This window comes from Nitrospirota bacterium (assembly GCA_040757335.1).
In the GTDB taxonomy this organism is placed as follows: domain Bacteria; phylum Nitrospirota; class Nitrospiria; order 2-01-FULL-66-17; family 2-01-FULL-66-17; genus JBFLXB01.
In genome coordinates, this window is record JBFLXB010000001.1 from 243,547 (window position 1) to 261,139 (window position 17,593).

The window sequence follows — 17,593 nt, forward strand, 5'->3', positions numbered from 1 at the left end:
GCCGACCGGCTGACACTTCCTGGAGGTTCCGTGGCATCGGACAAGAACTCCATCATCCTCAACGCCCAACGTTTAACTGCCAAAGGTGAGATCGACAAGGCGATCGAGGCGTGGAAAACGCTCATCGCCGAAACGCCGAACGACGGCAACATTTACAACACGGTCGGCGACCTGTACCTGAAGAAAAACGCCAAAGCCCAGGCGATCGAAGCCTTCCTCAAAGCTGGAACGACCTTTCAGGACGCCGGCTTTGCGCTCAAGACCATCGCGGTTTACAAGAAGATCATTAAACTCGACCCCACGCGCATGGACGTGGTGCTCAAACTGGCCGACGTCAACGCCGAACGCGGGATCGTGGGGAACGCGGTCGAAGATTACCTGAAGGTCGCGCGCCACCAGCTCAAGGAAGGCCGCGTCAAGTCCGCGATCGAGGTGTACCGGAAGATCGCCGCGTTGGACCAGAGTAATCCGACCATCGGGTTGAAGCTCGCCGAGTTGTGCCACAAGGAGGGCATGCTCGACGAAGCCAGGGAAGAGCTGACCCGGGTCGCCACTTTCCTGGAAAGCGCGGGGCGAACGGACGAGCTCGCGCAGGTGCGCGCCAGACTCGCGGAGTTGGGGCTCGAGCGCGTCTCCGCCGCGGCGCCTCCGGAACCCACGTTCGAAGTCGAACGGGCGTCGCTCGCCGAAGGCAGCGCGGAAGAGACCACGATGATGACGGACGCGGAGCCGCCGCGAGCGGCGGGCGCCCCGCCCGCGGACATCGCCGCGCCGGATCCGGTCCAGGCTCCGCCGGCGCCCGAGCTGTCCCGACTAAAAACCGCGCAGGAGTTCGACGAAACCACGCACGAGCGGCTGCGCGACGCGCTGACGGAAGCGGATGTGTACGTGAAGTACGGGATGGTGGACAAGGCGATCGCTCACGTCAAAGCGCTGGCGCAACACGATCCCAACGACGTGGCGATCCAGTTGAAACTGAAAGAGCTCTACATCGTCCATGGCGACACACGCGCCGCCGCCGAAGTGTGCCAGCGCGTTGCGGAACTCTACAGAACGTTGGGACAGGACGCCGAGAGCGAGGCGATCCTCCGCGAAGCCGCCGAGTTGAGTCCCGACTCCTCGGTGGTCCCCTCTGGGGACGAGCAGCCAGAGGCGGCGGGTCAGTCGGAAGAACCCGCGGGTGTTGCTGGCCCAGCCTCGTCCGACCCCGCAGCCAACGACGCACTCGAGCAGGATCTGGCCGAAGCCGACTTCTACTTTCAGCAGGGGTTCGACGAGGAAGCCCGTCGTTTGTTCAGCGCGATCCTGAAGAAGGAGCCTGGTCATGCCCTGGCCGTCCAGCGTCTGGGAGAACTCGACTCGCGGGCGGCAAGCGCTCAGCCCGCGAGTGCGGCGGGCCACGCGCCCTCAGAACATGAGCTCGAAGGGACTTCCCGTACGGTGCGACCATCAGAGTTGGAGGAAACCAGCCTGGGAGCGAGCCTGACCCTCCAGGAGCCGCCAGTCATTGCGGGCGCTCAGCCCCCAAAGAGCGCGAACCCACCGGGAGAAACGACCAAGGAAGAAGAGTACATCGACCTGGTGGAAGCCTTGCGGGAGGACATGGAGCGAAGCCTGCCTCCCGAGGAACCCGAGGAACTCAGCCAAGAGTTGTCCGCCGAGCGCGAACTGGAGAACGTGTTCCGAAAGTTTCAGAAAGGCGTCCAAGAACAATACGGGAAGGAAGACTATGAGACCCACTATAACCTCGGGGTGGCCTACCGCGAGATGGGCTTGTTGAACGAGGCGATCTCCGAGTTTCGGTTGGTCCTCAAGTCTCCGGACCGGTTGATTGCAGCCACCTCGATGATCGCGTCCTGTTACCGGTCGAAGGGCGCGCTCCCTCGCGCCGAGGAAACCTTGCTGGAGATCCTGAACAAGCCGGAGTACGCCGAGATGGAGGGCATCGCCGGGCTGGCGTTCGAACTGGGACAGATCTTGGAAGTCCAGGGAAGGAACGACGACGCGCTGGCGCAGTACTACCGCGCCAAAGAGCTCGAACCGGGGCATCAGGAAGCCGTCAACCGGATCGCTCAACTCGAGCGGCGCAGCGCGGGCCCACCCCAGGCCGCGCCGGCGCCTAAACCGACGACGGGAGGCAAGCGTGCGCCGGAAGCCCCGCAGCCCGCGCGCCAGGATGCGCGAAGAGACCGGAAAAAAGTCTCGTACCTGTAACACGTAAGGAGGCGTCGTGAGCTATCTGGAATACTACCAACTTCGAGAGCATCCGTTTTCCACCTCGGTCGACACGCGGTTCTACTACAACAGCCAACAACACAACGACGCCTTGGTCCGGCTGATGTACGCGGCTACCGAACGTAAAGGGTTGGCGGTATTGGTCGGGGACGTGGGCACCGGGAAGACCACACTCGCGCGCCGGCTGCTCGACCAACTCGACGACGCGCAGATCGAGGCGGCGCTGCTGATCATCGTGCACGCGGCGGTCACTTCGCAGTGGTTGCTCAAGAAGATCGCGACCCAAATGGGAGTGGAACAGCCGGCTGACGATTCGCCCACCGTATTGAGTCAGTTGTCCCAGCGATTGGTGGAGCTTTTCGAACAGGGGAAGAAGGTCGTGGTATTGATCGACGAGGCGCAGATGCTCGCCAACCGCGAGGTGATGGAGGAGTTTCGCGGGATTTTGAACATGGAAATCGACGGGCAGAAATTGATCACGTTCATCCTCTTCGGTCTGCCCGAACTCGATCAAGTGCTCGCCCTGGACGGTCCGTTGGCCCAGCGCGTCGCCATCCGCTTCCAACTCCGCGCGCTCAGCGAAGCCATCACCAGGGATTACATCATGTTCCGGCTCAAGGTCGCGGGCGCCCAGAGCGCACCCTTTACCCCCGGGGCGATCGCGGCGATCCATCGCGTCACCGGCGGAACCCCCAGGGTGATCAACACCCTCTGCGACAACGCGCTCCTGGAGGGGTACCTCCGGAAGCGTACTCCGATCGACGAAGGGTTGATCCAGGAACTTGCCGGCGACTTAAAGCTCGACGTCTCGCTGCCCTCGGCCGCTTGACCCCGTAGGCTTGCATTTTGGGGGCCCATTCGATAGGGTAGCGCCCACGCTCGAATCGGTACGCCCGGGCACCAAAGATCCAGCCGAGGCAGTACCCCGTCCATAGGAATGGCCAAACGCGTTTTCATCAAGACGTGGGGTTGTCAGATGAATGAACACGATGCCGAACGCATGGCCGGCCTCGTGGCGCCGCTCGGTTACGCGCTCACCGCGACCCCGGACGACGCAGACCTCATCCTCCTCAACACCTGCAGCATTCGCGACAAGGCCGAACAGAAGGTATACAGCGACCTGGGGCGCCTGACGGCGCTCAAATCGGAACGGCCCCACGTCGTGATCGGCGTCGCGGGCTGCGTGGCCCAGCAGGAAGGCGCCGCGCTGGTTCGCCGCGTACCCGCGGTTGACATGGTCTTCGGATCCAAGAGTATCGAGAAGCTCCCCGAGCTGTTGAATCGGGCGTTGACCGTGCACGGTCCGGTGGTGTGTACCGACGATCCCATCGGGATCGCGCCCACGTTGCCAGCGGATCGCCGAGAGCGGGTCCGCGCCTGGGTATCGATCATGGAAGGATGCGAGAACGCGTGTGCGTTTTGCGTGGTGCCCGCCGCGCGCGGACGCGAGCGTAGCCGGTTGAGCCGGGAGGTGTACGCGGAGATCGCCGCGTTGTGCGCGGACGGTTGTCGCGAGGTGACCTTGCTCGGACAGAACGTCAATTCGTACGGTCGCACCTCCGAGGAAGGGGTGGATTTCGCCGATTTACTGGGCATCATTCATCCCATCGAGGGACTGGCGAGGATCAGGTTCACCACGTCGCACCCCAACGCCATGACGCCCAAACTGATCGACGCGTTGGCGCGCCTCCCCAAGATGTGCCGGCACCTTCATTTGCCGCTGCAGTCGGGCTCGGACCGGACGCTGGCCCGCATGCGGCGTGATTACACGGTGACGGACTATCTGGCGGTCGTAGACGCGCTCCGAGCGGGTCTACCCGACCTCGCGTTGACCACGGATATCATCGTGGGGTTTCCCGGGGAAACAGACGAGGATTTCGTCGCGACCACGGGGGTGCTCGAGGCCATTGAATTCGACAATATCTTCGCGTTCAAATACTCCCGGCGGCCGCGCACCGAGGCGCTGTCCCTGGACGGGCACGTGGCGGAACCCGAGAAGGACCGGCGACTGCAGGAGGTGTTGGCCGTGCAGCGGCCCATCACGCAGCGCAAGAACCAGGCGTACCAGGATCGTGTCGAGGACGTCCTGGTGGAAGGACCCAGCAAGACCGACCGCTCACGCCTCGCGGGCCGAACCTCGAGCAACCGGACGGTGAACTTCGACGGCCCGACGTCGTTGATCGGGGAGATCGTGTCGCTTCGAATTACGCGCGTCAAGGCGAATTCCCTGGAGGGGAGCCTGTGCTCGTGAAGCCGGAGGATGCGCGGGACCTGGCGTTGCCCCGGCCGACCGCCCGCGCGATCACCGTGTGGTGGGTCACCGTGACGGTGTATGCCGGAGCGATATTTGGGGCGTCTTCGACACCGCATCCGCTCGGCGTCCACACTCTTCCCCCGTTCGTGGACAAGGTGGTTCACGCCCTGGTGTACGGCGGTTTGTCCTTCACGGTCTGGATGGCGCTGCGATCATCCGCACCAAGCGCATCGACCAGGCGCCTTTCGTTGTTTGCGATCGTGCTGACCGCGTTATACGGGTTGACCGACGAGGTCCATCAGTCGTTCGTGCCGGGACGGAGTATGGAGATGCTCGACCTCGCGGCGGATGCGGGGGGCGCGGGCCTCGTTCAGGGCGGCATGTCGTACGGCCGGCGGTCGCGCGGACCAAACCCCGGGAACCCGACGCCGTGACGTCTCCTCACCTGCACGCGGTGATCTTGGCCGGGGGAAGTGGCACGCGGTTCTGGCCGCTGTCCCGGCGGCTGGCTCCCAAACAGCTCCTGTCGTTGACGGGCGACCGCACCATGCTCCAAGACACCGTACTCCGAATCGCTCCCGTCGTGGCGGCTGACCGCACGTGGGTGGTGACGGGCTGCGACGTGGCCGACGAAGCGCGTCGCCAGTTGCGCCTCATCGGCGCGGGGGCGACGGTGGTGGCGGAGCCCGTGGGCCGGAACACGGCCCCGGCCATCGCGGTCGCAGCACACCGATTGATCGCCGCGGATCCCGACGCGATCATGATCGTCCTGCCTGCGGACCACGCGATCGCCAAACCCGAAGCGTTCCGCGAATGCCTGGACCACGCGTCCGCGGTAGCGGGCAACGGCTATCTGGTGAGCATCGGCATCGTACCCCGGCGCGCCGAAACTGGGTACGGGTACATCAAACAGGGCGACGCGCTGCCTGAGAGTGGGCGCCGCGAAGGTGGTCGCGGCGCGTTCCGGGTCGCTCGGTTCGTGGAAAAGCCGGATCGCGTCACGGCCGAGCGGTACGTGGGCGAAGGGGGCTACTTGTGGAATTCGGGCATGTTCGTCTGGCGCGCCTCCGTCATCCTGGATGAATTGGCGCGTCACGCCCCGGGAGTATCCGCAGCCGCCTCCCGCATCGCCGAGGCCATGAGCTCCGGCGCGGACGACACGCGACTCCGGGCGCTTTATGAAGCGGCGGAGGCCGTGTCCATCGATTACGCGGTGCTGGAGCGATCCACCCGTGTGGCGGTGGTGCCGGCGGAATTCGGGTGGAGCGACGTGGGGAGTTGGGCGGCGCTCGACGACGTGGCGGTCAAGGACGAGCGCGGCAACGTGCTCAGCGGACGGGTGGTCGACGTGGACAGCCAACGCTCGATCGTGTACGCGCAGGATCGAGTGGTCGCCACGATCGGATTGAACGATCTGATCGTCGTGGACACTCCGGACGCCACGTTGGTCTGCGCCAAGGACCGCGCGCAGGACGTGCGCAAGGTCGTGGATGCGCTCGAAGCGCAACGCGCCCAGGAGCACATCGTCCATAAAACCGTGCAGCGCCCGTGGGGAGCGTACACCGTGCTGGGTGAGGGACCGGGCTACAAGATCAAATGGATCGTCGTGAACCCCGCCTCTCGCCTGAGCCTGCAAATGCACCGCCGCCGCAGCGAGCATTGGGTGGTGGTGGCCGGTACCGCGCGGGTGACGTGCGGGGAGCGCACCTACGACGTCAGGACCAACGAGAGCACCTACATCCCGCCGGAGACCAAACACCGCCTCGAGAACGTGGATCCTCAAGTTCCACTTGAAATCATCGAGGTCCAGAACGGTCCGTACCTGGGGGAAGACGACATCCAGAGGTTCGATGATGACTTTGGAAGGAAATAGGCCGACGATCGAACCATGAGCATCTATCGCGAATACGACATTCGGGGCGTGGTCGGGACGGACCTGACGTTTGACGTAGCGGAACAGGTCGGCGCGGCCTACGGGACAACCATCCGCCGGACCGGGGGTTCCAAGGTCACACTCGCGCGCGATGTGCGGGACCACTCGGCGCCGTTGCGGGATCGACTGGCCAAGGGCATTCTCTCCACCGGGGTCGATGTGATTGACTTGGGCGTCTGCCCCACGCCGCTTTTGTACTACTCGCTGTTTCACTTAACGGTGGACGGCGGGGTGATGATCACCGGGAGCCACAACCCGCCCGAGTTTAACGGCCTCAAACTGTGCGTGGGCAAAGAAGCGATTTATGGCGACGCGATCCAAGCGCTGCGCAAGCTGGTCGAGACGGACACACGCGAGAGCGGCAACGGTCACGCGTCGGCGTACGCGATTATTCCCCCCTATTTGAAAGAGATCACCCAACAGTTCGCGCCCGCGGTCTCGGCTGCGAAGCCTCGGCCCCTGCGCGTGGCGGTCGACTCGGGCAATGGCGTGGCGGGTTTGGTGGCGCCGGCCCTGCTCCGCGCCGTCGGATGCGAGGTCATCGAACTGTACAGCGAGCCGGACGCGCGGTTCCCGCACCACCACCCGGATCCCACCGTGCTCGACAACCTACGGGACCTCATGGCCGCGGTGGTGCGGGAACGGGCGGACCTCGGGATCGCGTACGACGGAGACGCGGACCGCATCGGGGTGGTGGATGAGCGGGGTGAGGTCCTTTGGGGAGATCGCCTCCTGGCCCTGCTGGCCGGGCCGGTGTTGGCCGACCACCCGGGCGCGCCGGTGATCGCGGAGGCCAAGTGCTCGCAGGTGCTCTACGATGAAATCGCCAAACGCGGCGGCCAGGGCGTGATGTGGAGAACCGGCCACTCGGTCATCAAAGCGCGGATGAAGGAATTGTCCGCCCCGCTGGGCGGGGAAATGAGCGGGCATCTGTTTTTCGCCGACCGCTACTACGGCTACGACGACGCCATGTACGCCTCGTGCCGCGTGATCGAATTGTTGGTGCGCGAAGGCCGACCGATGTCCGAACTCGCATCGCGTTTGCCCAGCACCATCGTCACACCCGAGATCCGCGTGGATTGTCCCGACGCGCAGAAGTTCGAGGTGGTGGGTCGGCTGCAGGCGTTTTTTCGCGACGCGGTGAAGCGGCCGTCCGCGTTTCCGCTGCCGATTCTCGAGGTCATTGACGTGGACGGCGTGCGGGTCCGTACGCCGCACGGATGGGGCCTGGTGCGCGCTTCCAACACCCAGCCGGTTCTGGTGTCGCGGTTCGAAGCCGACACGGAGCAACACCTCTCCGCGATCAAATCGGCGATGGAGTCGCGGGTCAAGGAGTGCTGGTCCGCCTCCTGATCGTTGCGGCGTTGCTGCTCGGGGCGTGCCGCGGCCCAATCACCTCCGACGCCAACACCTTTCGCCTCGTTCTTTCCAACGAACCCCCCACGCTCGACTGGTCGCTGGCCACTGACAGCGTTTCGATCACCGTGATCGAGAATCTCATGGACGGGTTGACGCGATTCGATCACGACCTGCGTCCGGTACCGGCGGTGGCGTCGTCGTGGGACGTGTCGGACGATGGCCGGCGATACCTCTTTCACCTCCGCCCGGACGTCACGTGGTCCGACGGCGCGCCCGTCACCGCAGACCAGTTCGAATACGCCTGGAAGCGCCTGCTCGATCCAAAAACCGCGGCGCAATACGCGTATTTCTTGTATCCGGTGGCCAATGCCAGGGCGTACAACACGGGCAAGAACGCCGACCCGTCGAGTGTCGGGGTCAAGGCTCGTTCCGCAACGGAACTTGAAGTGATACTTGAACAGCCGCTGGTGTATTTCCCGAGCCTCACGACCTTTATGGTGACGTTTCCGCAGCGCCGAGAACTCATCGAACGGTACGGCGACCAGTGGACCGAGCCGGGGCATTTGGTGACCAACGGCCCGTTTCGCCTGGACGAGTGGTGGCACGAATACCGTCTCGTGCTCTCGGCCAATCCCCGGTACTACGGGGGCAAACCCCGAATCGATCGCGTCAAGATGTACGTGGTCAACGAGCGGACCACCGAGCTCACGCTGTATGAGACCGGGGATCTGGACTATGCGCAGCTTCCGCCGGAATCCATCCCGACCTTTGAAGGCACGCCGGAGCACCGGCGCGTGCCCATCCTGCGCGGCTACTACGTGGGGTTCAACGTGACCAAGCCGCCGTTCACCGACCCGCGCGTGCGACAGGCGTTCGCCCTGGCCATAGACCGCGACGAGCTTCCTAAGATCTTGCGGGGCGGAGAACGCGCCGCCAACAGTTGGGTGCCGCCCGGCATGCCGGGATACGAGCCAGACGTGGGACTGCGGTACGACCCCCAACGCGCGCGGCGCCTGTTGGCTGAAGCCGGTTTTCCCAAGGGCAAGGGCCTGCCGGTCATCGAGTACGTCTACAACACGGGTCCCATCAACACCTTGATCGCCGAGAACCTGCAGGCACAGTGGAAACGTACGCTCGACATCGACGTCAGGTTGGACAACTTGGAGTGGAAGGTCTACTTGAAACGGTTGGACCAGGATGCGCCGGCCATGTTCCGGTTGGGGTGGGGGGCTGATTATCCGGATCCGGACAACTTCCTCGCCCTGTTCACCGCGGACTCGGGCAACAACCACTCACGATGGGCCAATGCCAAGTACGATGCGCTGGTCGCCCAGGCTGCGAGCGAACCGGACCCCGGCCGTCGGTTGGCCATGTATCGGGAGGCCCAGCGGATTCTGACGGAACAGGACGTGCCGATCATCCCCTTGTTCACTCACGTCAACAACGTCCTGGTGAAGCCGTGGGTCCGCGGGTTCGACCTGAACGCGATGGAGATTCTCTCGCTGCAAGGCGTCTCTATGGGAGCCCGTCCATGAACGGGCTCCGAGTCCGGGAGTACTCGGACCACCTGGAAGGCAGACGCATATGATCCGGCTCGTCCTTCGCCGCGCAGGATGGGGGATCGGCGTCCTGTGGCTGGTGGCCACGCTCACCTTCGCGCTCCTGCGCGTGGCGCCCGGCGGTCCGTTCGATTCCGAAAAACAATTGCCGCCCGAGATTCTGGCGAACGTCGAAGCCAAATATCACCTGGATGAGCCCCTTTGGTTGCAGTACGCGCGCTACCTCGGGGGCCTTGCGCGCGCGGACTTGGGCCCCTCATTCAAATACCTGGGCCGCGACGTGTCGATGATTTTGGCCGAAACGTTTCCGGTCTCGTTCGCGCTCGGCGTGATTGCACTGGCCGTGGCCGTCGTCCTGGGCCTGGGGTTCGGGGTCGCGGCCGGGAGCCGGCCCGATACGTGGATCGACCGCGGAGGCATGTTGCTCGCAACTGCCGGCGTGGCATTCCCCAACTTCGTGCTCGGCGTGGTGCTGGTCCTGCTGGTATCGCACCGGCTCCACTGGCTTCCTCCGGCGTTGTGGGAGGGGCCTCGATATCTGATCCTGCCCGCGGTGACGCTCGGGGTCGCTCCCGCCGCGTACATTGCACGGCTGACCCGCGCCAGCCTGCTCGACGCGTCGCGACAGGACTACCTCAAGACCGCGCATGCCAAAGGCCTGAGCAGTCGCGCTGTGTTGCTGGTGCACCAACTGCCCAATGCCTTGATGCCGGTGATCACGATCCTCGGGCCGCTGACCGCGGCGTTGATTACTGGCTCGTTCGTGGTGGAGTACTTGTTCGCGATTCCCGGCATGGGTCGTTTCTTCATTACCGCGGTGACCAACCGCGACTACCCGTTGATCATGGGCGTGACGCTGCTCTATGCCGCGTTGCTGGTGTTCGCGAATCTCATCGTCGATCTCGCGACCGCGTGGCTCGATCCCAGAGTCCGGATCCACTGAGCGAACGCGTATGACCGGATTCAACGTCGTGGTGATCGTGCTGGTGGTGTTCGCGGCCGCCTTCGCGCCGGTGCTCGCCCCGTATCCCTACGATGCGCAGGACACCGCGGCGCTCTACGCCCCGCCCTCGACCAGCCACTGGATGGGCACCGACCGTCTGGGCCGCGACCTGTTCTCGCGCGTGATCTACGGCACGCGCACGTCATTGCTGATCGGATTGTGCTCGGCCCTGGTTGCCCTGGCGCTGGGCACGGCGTACGGCGCAATCTCGGGCTACATCGGAGGACGGACGGATCAGGTGATGATGCGCGGGTTGGAGGTGCTGTACGCGTTGCCCGACCTGCTCGTGATCATCTTGTTGGGCGTGTTGTTGGGCCGGGGCACAGTCAGCATGGTCGCGGCGATCAGCCTGGTAGGGTGGATGACGGTCGCGCGGCTCGTGCGGGGAGAGATGCTGCGCTGGCGCGAGCAACCGTTCGTGGAAGCGGCCCGAGCCACGGGCGCGAGCCACGGCCGCATCCTGCTGCGCCATCTCTTGCCCCAGACGATCGGACCATTGATCGTCACCCTGACGTTCCGTATCCCCGCGGGCATCCTGGCCGAGTCCACGGTGAGTTTCGTAGGCCTGGGCATCGCCCCGCCGCAGACCAGTTGGGGCAGCCTGGCCGGGGAGGGATGGTCGGCCATCAAGTTCTACCCGCACGTGATCTTGTTCCCAAGCCTGGTGATCTTCATCACCATGCTCGCATTCAACCTACTGGGCGATCGTTTGCAAGACGTGTTGGACCCGGCCAGAAGTCGACGGCCGATATCGTAAGACCTCGTCACGAGAGTGGTCTCACGCGGTTCCTTAAAGGCTGCTCAAAAAGCTCCCGCTGCAAGGCCGCAAGGGAGGAGGAAACCGGAGCGTACTGGGTCGTACGTGAGGATTTGCCGAGGACGGCGAACCGAGCGGTCGCGTCTTCGACGCGCATTCCATTCCGTGTCCCTGATGGGTCACGGTGCGGTTTCCGACGACCGAGAATCTGCACTGCGCCGCAGGCGCAGCATGGAATCGTCCGTCTCCCTGCAGATGGCGAAGCAGCGCAGCAGAGGGACTTTTTCAGCAGCCTGCTACGGGACGATTTTGAGGATCTCTCCCGCGTAGTCCACCACGTACAGTTCGCGCTGCTCGTCCTCACCGAACGCGGAAATGCTTCGGTCGCTTTCCAGTAGTTTTTGCTGTTCGATCACCGCGCCCCCGTCGTACCGGAGCCCCCAAATTCGTCCGTTGCCGAAGTCTCCGTAGACGTACACACCGCATAGCGAGGGGATGGCGCTCCCGCGGTAGACGCGGCCGCCGATCACGGTCGTGCCTTCCGAGCGGGGGTAATCGATGATCGGAGGTTCGAACCCAGCCGGTTTGCACTTGGGGTTCACGCCCGGGGTGCAGATCGTTCCCTCCATCACGTTCCACCCGTAGTTGCCGCCTTTGGTGATGAGGTCGATCTCTTCGCGGTCCCTTTGGCCCACGTCGCCGGCGAAGAGGCGCCCAGTAACGGGATCGAACGCGAAGCGCCATGGGTTGCGAAGTCCAAACGCCCAGATCTCCCCCGCGGCCCCCTTGCGCTTTACGAACGGATTATCGGGTGGAACCCCGTAGGATTTTTTCCCTTGTGAGCGGTCCACATCGATGCGTAGGATCTTTCCCAGCATCGTTGACAGGTCTTGCCCATTGCCGTCCGGGTCATTGCCCGATCCTCCGTCGCCAAGGGCGATGTACAGCATGCCGTCGGAGCCGAACGCGATGTCCCCGCCGTTGTGGTTCGAATAGGGTTGCGGAACAGTCAACAGGATTCGCTCGATCCTCCCGTCGGCCTGATCCAGGTGGTCACTCACACGAAATTCCGAAATCGCGGTGTGCAATCCCCCTGTGCGCGTCGTGTAATTCACGAAAAAGCGGCCGTTTTCGGCGAAGTTGGGATGAAACGCCAACCCCAGCAGTCCAAGTTCGCCGCCAGACGCCACCCGGTCGCTGATGTCGAGAAAGGGCTTGGACCCGCTCTGTCCGGGTTTCCGGACCTGGATCGTTCCGCGCTGCTCGACGACGAAGAGCCGCCCTGATCCGTCACCCGTGGAATAGAGACCGACCGGGTTCTTGAAGCCGGAAAGGGCCGTGACCAGCCGGATCGTGGGCATGGGCGGAAAAGGATCGGGAGTGGCGCACGGGGCGGGCGCGGCGCCGGCTTGACCGGTGGCGAGCAGACCTAGGCCCGAGGCGGCGAGGCTCAGGGACAGACGGTGACGAAGCGAGCGGAGCATGGCGTAATCCTTTCCTCTGGCGGATGGACGATGTTTGAGGCCCGATGATGGCAGAGTTTTTCGCCGAGGTCTAGTCCCCATCCCCCGCGGATGGCGGAAAAACGGGCTTTGCAGGGAGGCCGAGGTTACGGGGGGGGTGGTTACCGTGGGAGCGACGGGGGGATGACGACCACCGGGTCGCTGCTGAGCGAACGGATGAACGCGAGGAGATCGGCCTTGTCTTGCTCGCTCAACAGATCGAGCGGGGTGATGAGGGGATGGCGATGGGCCGGGCGGCCTTCGGCTTTGACGTAGAAATCCAGCACCTCTTCCAACGTCGCGAACATGCCGTTGTGCATGTAGGGCGGGCTATCGGCAACCTGCCGAAGCGACGGAGTCCGGAACGTCTCCATATCCTCGTCGTTCAGAGTCACGGCGAACCGGCCTGAGTCCTCGGGCATGTTGTCGCGCTTCGGGAGCCCCAAGGCGTGAAACTGGTTGTCCGTGAAATTGGGTCCGTGGTGGCACGTCACGCACTTGGCCCGCTCGTTGAAGATGCGCACCCCGCGTTTGGCCGAATCCGACAGAGCCGACTCGTCGCCTGCCATGAACCGGTCCCACGGCGAATGGTTCGAGATGATCGTGCGTTCAAAGGCTGCGATCGCTTGTGCGATGCCGTCCACGCCGACGCCGGTTCCGAACACCGCCCGAAAAGCGGCGACGTAGCCGGGCACGGCGTTGAGTTCGGCGACGAGCTGCCGGAGGTCCTCGCCCATCTCGATCGGATTTTGGATCGGTTCCAAGACCTGCTGTTCCAGTGACGAGGCTCGTCCGTCCCAAAATAAGTGCGTGCGATAGGCGACGTTATAGAGCGATGGGACGTTGCGCGTTCCGAACTGCCCTCGGATGCCTTTCGCAACCCGTTGGCCGTTGGAGAATCCCAATGCGGGCACGTGGCAGGACGCACACGCGATCGTATTGTCCTTGGACAACCGCGGGTCGAAAAATAGGGTCTTGCCCAGCTCGATTTTCGCCGGGGTCTGGAGGTTGAGCGCCGGTGTCGGCGGCGCGAGCAGGGGATAGAGATGAAACGGCGGATTGGGCAGCGTGTCGTACAGGGTCTGCGGCGGGTAGGCGTCGGATTTCTTGGGCCGGGCCGCTTCGAGTGGCGATGCCGCGAGCATTGTAGTGTGAAGCACGAAAACTATGGCGACAAGCCGAGTGATCATCGAGTGATCGTCATAAGCCCGGTCAGGAATGCGCCAGATGCAAGGCGGAGCGAGCACCGCACCGCAGCGTACTGGGTGCGTACGTGAGGAGCGGATGCGCAGCGACAACGCCGCAGATGGCCATTCATGGACGGGCTCTTAGTAAATGAGGCGAGCGAGCTTTTCGCGGTACTCCTCGGCGAGCGGACTTCGCGCGCCGACCACTTCAAAGATCTGGAGCATCATCTTGCGCGGCGCATCGTCCTTGTAGTGGCGGTCCTTCTTGAGGATGGCCAGATACGCGTCGAGCGCGTCGCGGTAGCGTTGGGCGGCGGCGTACCGAGCCGCGAGTTGAAATCGCGATTCCAGGTCCGCGGGATCGCGGTTGACCGCGACTTCCAATTCCGCGAGGGATGGACCGGCGCCTCCGACGCTCGCCAGATCGATCCGTGCTTTAAGCGCTACCACGTCGTCGCGAAGCTGGAGCGGACCCGGCATGCGGTCGTAGGCAGCCGTCGCGTCGGCCCACCGCGCCAAGTGCACCAGCACGCGCAGTTCGCCGACGGCTGCGGCCGCGTGGTGCGGATCCACGGCCAGGGCTTCACGGTAGGCGTTGAGCGCCTCCTCCCATTGCTTCTCGACCTCCAGCGCCGCTCCTGCGTCGGCCAGACCATCCGCCTTGGTGGGGACCAACCGTTGGATGAATTGCCGGATGGCCGATTCCGGCAGCGCGCCCACGAATTCATTGACGACCTTTCCCTTCCAGAACGCTTTCACGTTGGGGATGGTCTGGATGCGGTAGCGCTGGGCCAGGTTCAGATTGCGATCCGTGTCGACCTTGGCGAGCAGCGCCTTGCCCTCGAAGTCCTCGACGACCTCCTCGAGGATCGGCCCCAGATACCGGCACGGTCCGCACCACTCGGCCCAGAAGTCCACCAACACCGGCACCTGGCGCGAACGCGCAATCACGCGCTCCTCGAACGTCGCCTCATCCGCGTCAAAGATCCAATCAGTGTCCGTCATAAGGGCAGCAGTCTAAATCAACTTAGTGATGAGCGGCAAGGAGGAAATCCGAAGTAACGCAGTTCCCGCGAAAGCGGAGGCTGGTGAGGAACGCGTCAGACGCCCCCTCGGGGACTTCCGGCATTTCGATTGCTGAAGGTGGGTCGCAAGGCGGAGCGAGCGCCCGCACCGCAGCGTACTGGGTCGTACGTGAGGCGAGTGGCGCCACGAAGAAGTGGCGCCAAGCCACGAGCGCCGCCGAGACGGTGAGGCGGCCGTGATACCTTGAGAGCGACAACGCCGCGGATGACCGTTCATCGCCAGCCTCTACAAAGGGGAACGGCGCAGGCGTAAGGAGTTGGCAATCACCGACACCGAACTAAAACTCATCGCCGCACTCGCCCAAATCGGGCTGATCAGCACGCCGACAAAGGGGTAGAGCAATCCCGCCGCCACGGGGACGCCCACCGTGTTGTACACGAACGCAAAGAACAGGTTCTGTCGGATCGTACGCATGGTGGCGCGGCTCAGATGGCGCGCTCGCGCGATGGCCCGCAGATCGCCTTTGACCAGCGTGACGCCGGCACTCTGCATCGCCACGTCGGTTCCAGCGCCCATCGCGATCCCCACGTGCGCCTGCGCCAGGGCCGGGGCGTCGTTGACGCCGTCTCCGGCCATGGCCACGATCCGGCCCTCGGCCTGAAGCGCTTTGACGATGTCCAACTTGTGCTCCGGAAGGACCTCCCACCGGACGTCGTCGAGGCCCAAGCGAGCGGCAACCGCCTGCGCCGTGACCCGCGAATCACCCGTGACCATCACGAGACGCAACCCTTCGCGCCGCAACTGCTGGATGGCTTCGGGCGTGGTGGATTTGATCGGGTCGGCGACCGCGAACAGGCCCGCGGGCTTGCCGTCCACGCCGAGCCAGACCACGGTGTCCCCGTCACGGCGCCGAGCCTCGGCCCGCGGCAAGAGTTCACTCAACGCGATGCCTTGCGAGTCCATGTACGCCTGGGTTCCGAGCACGACGCGTTTCCCGTCCACCGTTCCCATCACCCCGCGGCCGGTCGCGGACGCGAATCCGTCCACTTTGGAGAGCCGAAGTCCTTTCGCTGCCGCGCCCGCCACGATCGCCGCGGCCAGCGGGTGTTCGCTCGCCTGTTCCAAGCTGGCCGCGATTCGCAGGATGTCGTCGGCGCCGAAGCCCGGCCCCGCGTCAACGTCCGTCAGTTTGGCTTTTCCTTCGGTCAACGTCCCGGTCTTGTCCACGAGGAGCGTGTCCACGCGTTCGAGCGTTTCCAAGGCTTCGGCGTTTTTGATCAGGATCCCGGCCTCCGCTCCGCGACCGACCCCCACCATCACGGCCATGGGCGTGGCGAGCCCTAAGGCACAGGGACACGCGATGATCAACACGGCCACGGCATTGACAAGGGCCAGCGCGAGCCGCGGCTCAGGGCCCCACACCGCCCACGCGAGGAAGGCCAAGACGGCGACCACCACCACCGCGGGGACGAAGTACGCGGCGACCGTGTCGGCGAGGCGTTGAATCGGCGCGCGGCTGCGCTGTGCCTCGCTGACCATGCGGACAATCTGGGCGAGCAGTGTCTCCGTGCCGACTCGTTCCGCCCGCATGATCAGGGTTCCGGTCCCGTTGATGGTGCCGCCGATCACGCGGTCGTCTGCGTGTTTCTCCACCGGGATGGGCTCGCCCGAGATCATGGACTCGTCGACGGACGTGTATCCCTCGATCACGACGCCGTCCACCGGAATCTTTTCGCCGGGACGGACGCGCAGAAGGTCGTCGCGCTGCACGTGTTCGATCGGGATGCCTTGTTCGCGCCCGTCGCGTACGAGGCGCGCGGTCTTGGGCGCGAGGCCCAGCAGCGCCCGGATCGCCGCGCCGGTGCGGCCGCGCGCGCGAAGCTCCAGCACCTGCCCGAGCAGCACCAGGGCCGTGATCACCACCGCGGTGTCGAAGTAAGGCTCGACCGCGTCGTGTATTCGAAATCCCTGGGGGAAGAATCCAGGCGCGATGGTGGCGGCCACACTGTACGCATAGGCGGCGCCCACGCCCACCGCGATCAGCGTGAACATATTGAGGTTGAGGGTGATGATCGATCTCCAGCCTCGCTCGAAAAACGGCCACCCCGCCCAGAGCACCACGGGTGTGGCCAGGACCAGTTGAATCCAGTTCGACGCGGTCATCGGGAACAGGTCGCGCACGGCAGGACCCATCACCAGGTCGGCCATGGCCAAGACGAACACCGGGAAGCCAACGACCACACCGACCGAGAACCGGCGCGTCATGTCCACGAGTTCGGGATTTGGGCCTTCCTCGACCTGCGCGATCCGCGGCTCGAGCGCCATCCCGCACTTGGGACACGGCCCGGGCCGGTCGCTGATAACCTCCGGGTCCATCGGGCAGATGTATTCGACCTTCGCGCCGGGGGGCGCGACCGGCGGTGGGGCAGGTGCAGGGTGATGACGCGCGGGCGGCGGGCCGATGGTTACCAGCTGCGGTTGCTCCTGCGGCGCGAGATACCGAGCCGGGTCAGCCTTGAACCGCTCGCGGCAGCCGGGGTTGCAGAAATAGTACGTCGTGCCCGCGTGGACGTGCGTCCCGCCGCGCGGGTTGGCCGTGTCCACAGTCATGCCACAGACCGGGTCGATGGCGGTTGTCGGAGATGCGGTCATTTCATTTCAATTCAATCAAAAATGGATTCGGTCGCAGCCTATCGCATCGACCCTCCCTAATCAAGCCGATGGGGTTTGCCTGGCACGCGGACCCGGTCTTGTAATTTTTCGCGCAACTCGCTAGGC

The 17,593-nt window shown here is 64.4% G+C and carries 13 protein-coding genes; 9 read left to right on the forward strand and 4 right to left on the reverse strand.

Annotated elements, in window-relative coordinates:
- The first annotated feature begins 30 nt into the window (after positions 1 to 30).
- From AB1451_01160 to AB1451_01200, 9 genes are all read left to right on the forward strand, one after another.
- Positions 31 to 2,214, forward strand: coding sequence for a tetratricopeptide repeat protein (locus tag AB1451_01160; protein MEW6681523.1), 2,184 nt, complete (start codon positions 31 to 33; stop codon positions 2,212 to 2,214).
- Positions 2,215 to 2,230: 16 nt separating this feature from the next.
- Positions 2,231 to 3,064 (forward strand): AAA family ATPase, encoded by an 834-nt coding sequence (locus tag AB1451_01165; GenBank protein ID MEW6681524.1) that lies wholly within the window; start codon positions 2,231 to 2,233, stop codon positions 3,062 to 3,064.
- 108 nt (positions 3,065 to 3,172) lie between these two features.
- Positions 3,173 to 4,486: a tRNA (N6-isopentenyl adenosine(37)-C2)-methylthiotransferase MiaB gene (gene miaB, locus AB1451_01170; protein ID MEW6681525.1), complete on the forward strand. Its 1,314-nt coding sequence runs from the start codon at positions 3,173 to 3,175 to the stop codon at positions 4,484 to 4,486.
- Complete coding sequence (locus AB1451_01175; protein ID MEW6681526.1) at positions 4,483 to 4,923, forward strand: VanZ family protein; 441 nt, start codon at positions 4,483 to 4,485, stop codon at positions 4,921 to 4,923. The genes miaB and AB1451_01175 overlap by 4 nt, the downstream gene beginning before the upstream one ends.
- Positions 4,920 to 6,362: a mannose-1-phosphate guanylyltransferase/mannose-6-phosphate isomerase gene (locus AB1451_01180; GenBank protein MEW6681527.1), complete on the forward strand. Its 1,443-nt coding sequence runs from the start codon at positions 4,920 to 4,922 to the stop codon at positions 6,360 to 6,362. The genes AB1451_01175 and AB1451_01180 overlap by 4 nt, the downstream gene beginning before the upstream one ends.
- 15 nt (positions 6,363 to 6,377) lie before the next feature.
- Positions 6,378 to 7,775, forward strand: coding sequence for a phosphomannomutase/phosphoglucomutase (locus AB1451_01185; GenBank protein ID MEW6681528.1), 1,398 nt, complete (start codon positions 6,378 to 6,380; stop codon positions 7,773 to 7,775).
- Positions 7,757 to 9,316, forward strand: coding sequence for a peptide ABC transporter substrate-binding protein (locus tag AB1451_01190; GenBank protein MEW6681529.1), 1,560 nt, complete (start codon positions 7,757 to 7,759; stop codon positions 9,314 to 9,316). The genes AB1451_01185 and AB1451_01190 overlap by 19 nt, the downstream gene beginning before the upstream one ends.
- Before the next feature lie 49 nt (positions 9,317 to 9,365).
- Entirely contained in the window at positions 9,366 to 10,283 is a 918-nt protein-coding gene (locus AB1451_01195) for an ABC transporter permease (protein ID MEW6681530.1), read from the forward strand.
- A gap of 10 nt (positions 10,284 to 10,293) precedes the next feature.
- Entirely contained in the window at positions 10,294 to 11,100 is an 807-nt protein-coding gene (locus AB1451_01200) for an ABC transporter permease (protein MEW6681531.1), read from the forward strand.
- A gap of 296 nt (positions 11,101 to 11,396) precedes the next feature.
- Here AB1451_01200 and AB1451_01205 read toward each other — a convergent pair whose 3' ends face one another.
- From AB1451_01205 to AB1451_01220, 4 genes are all read right to left on the reverse strand, one after another.
- Positions 11,397 to 12,584, reverse strand: a complete 1,188-nt coding sequence (locus tag AB1451_01205; GenBank protein ID MEW6681532.1) for a PQQ-dependent sugar dehydrogenase — start codon at positions 12,582 to 12,584, stop codon at positions 11,397 to 11,399.
- 140 nt (positions 12,585 to 12,724) lie between these two features.
- Entirely contained in the window at positions 12,725 to 13,792 is a 1,068-nt protein-coding gene (locus tag AB1451_01210; protein MEW6681533.1) for a cytochrome c peroxidase, read from the reverse strand.
- Between the two features lie 138 nt (positions 13,793 to 13,930).
- Positions 13,931 to 14,794 carry a thioredoxin gene (trxA, locus tag AB1451_01215; GenBank protein ID MEW6681534.1) on the reverse strand — a complete coding sequence of 288 codons (864 nt, stop codon included), beginning with the start codon at positions 14,792 to 14,794 and terminating at the stop codon, positions 13,931 to 13,933.
- A 306-nt stretch (positions 14,795 to 15,100) separates the two neighbouring features.
- Positions 15,101 to 17,467 (reverse strand): heavy metal translocating P-type ATPase, encoded by a 2,367-nt coding sequence (locus AB1451_01220; protein MEW6681535.1) that lies wholly within the window; start codon positions 17,465 to 17,467, stop codon positions 15,101 to 15,103.
- Positions 17,468 to 17,593 lie beyond the last annotated feature (126 nt).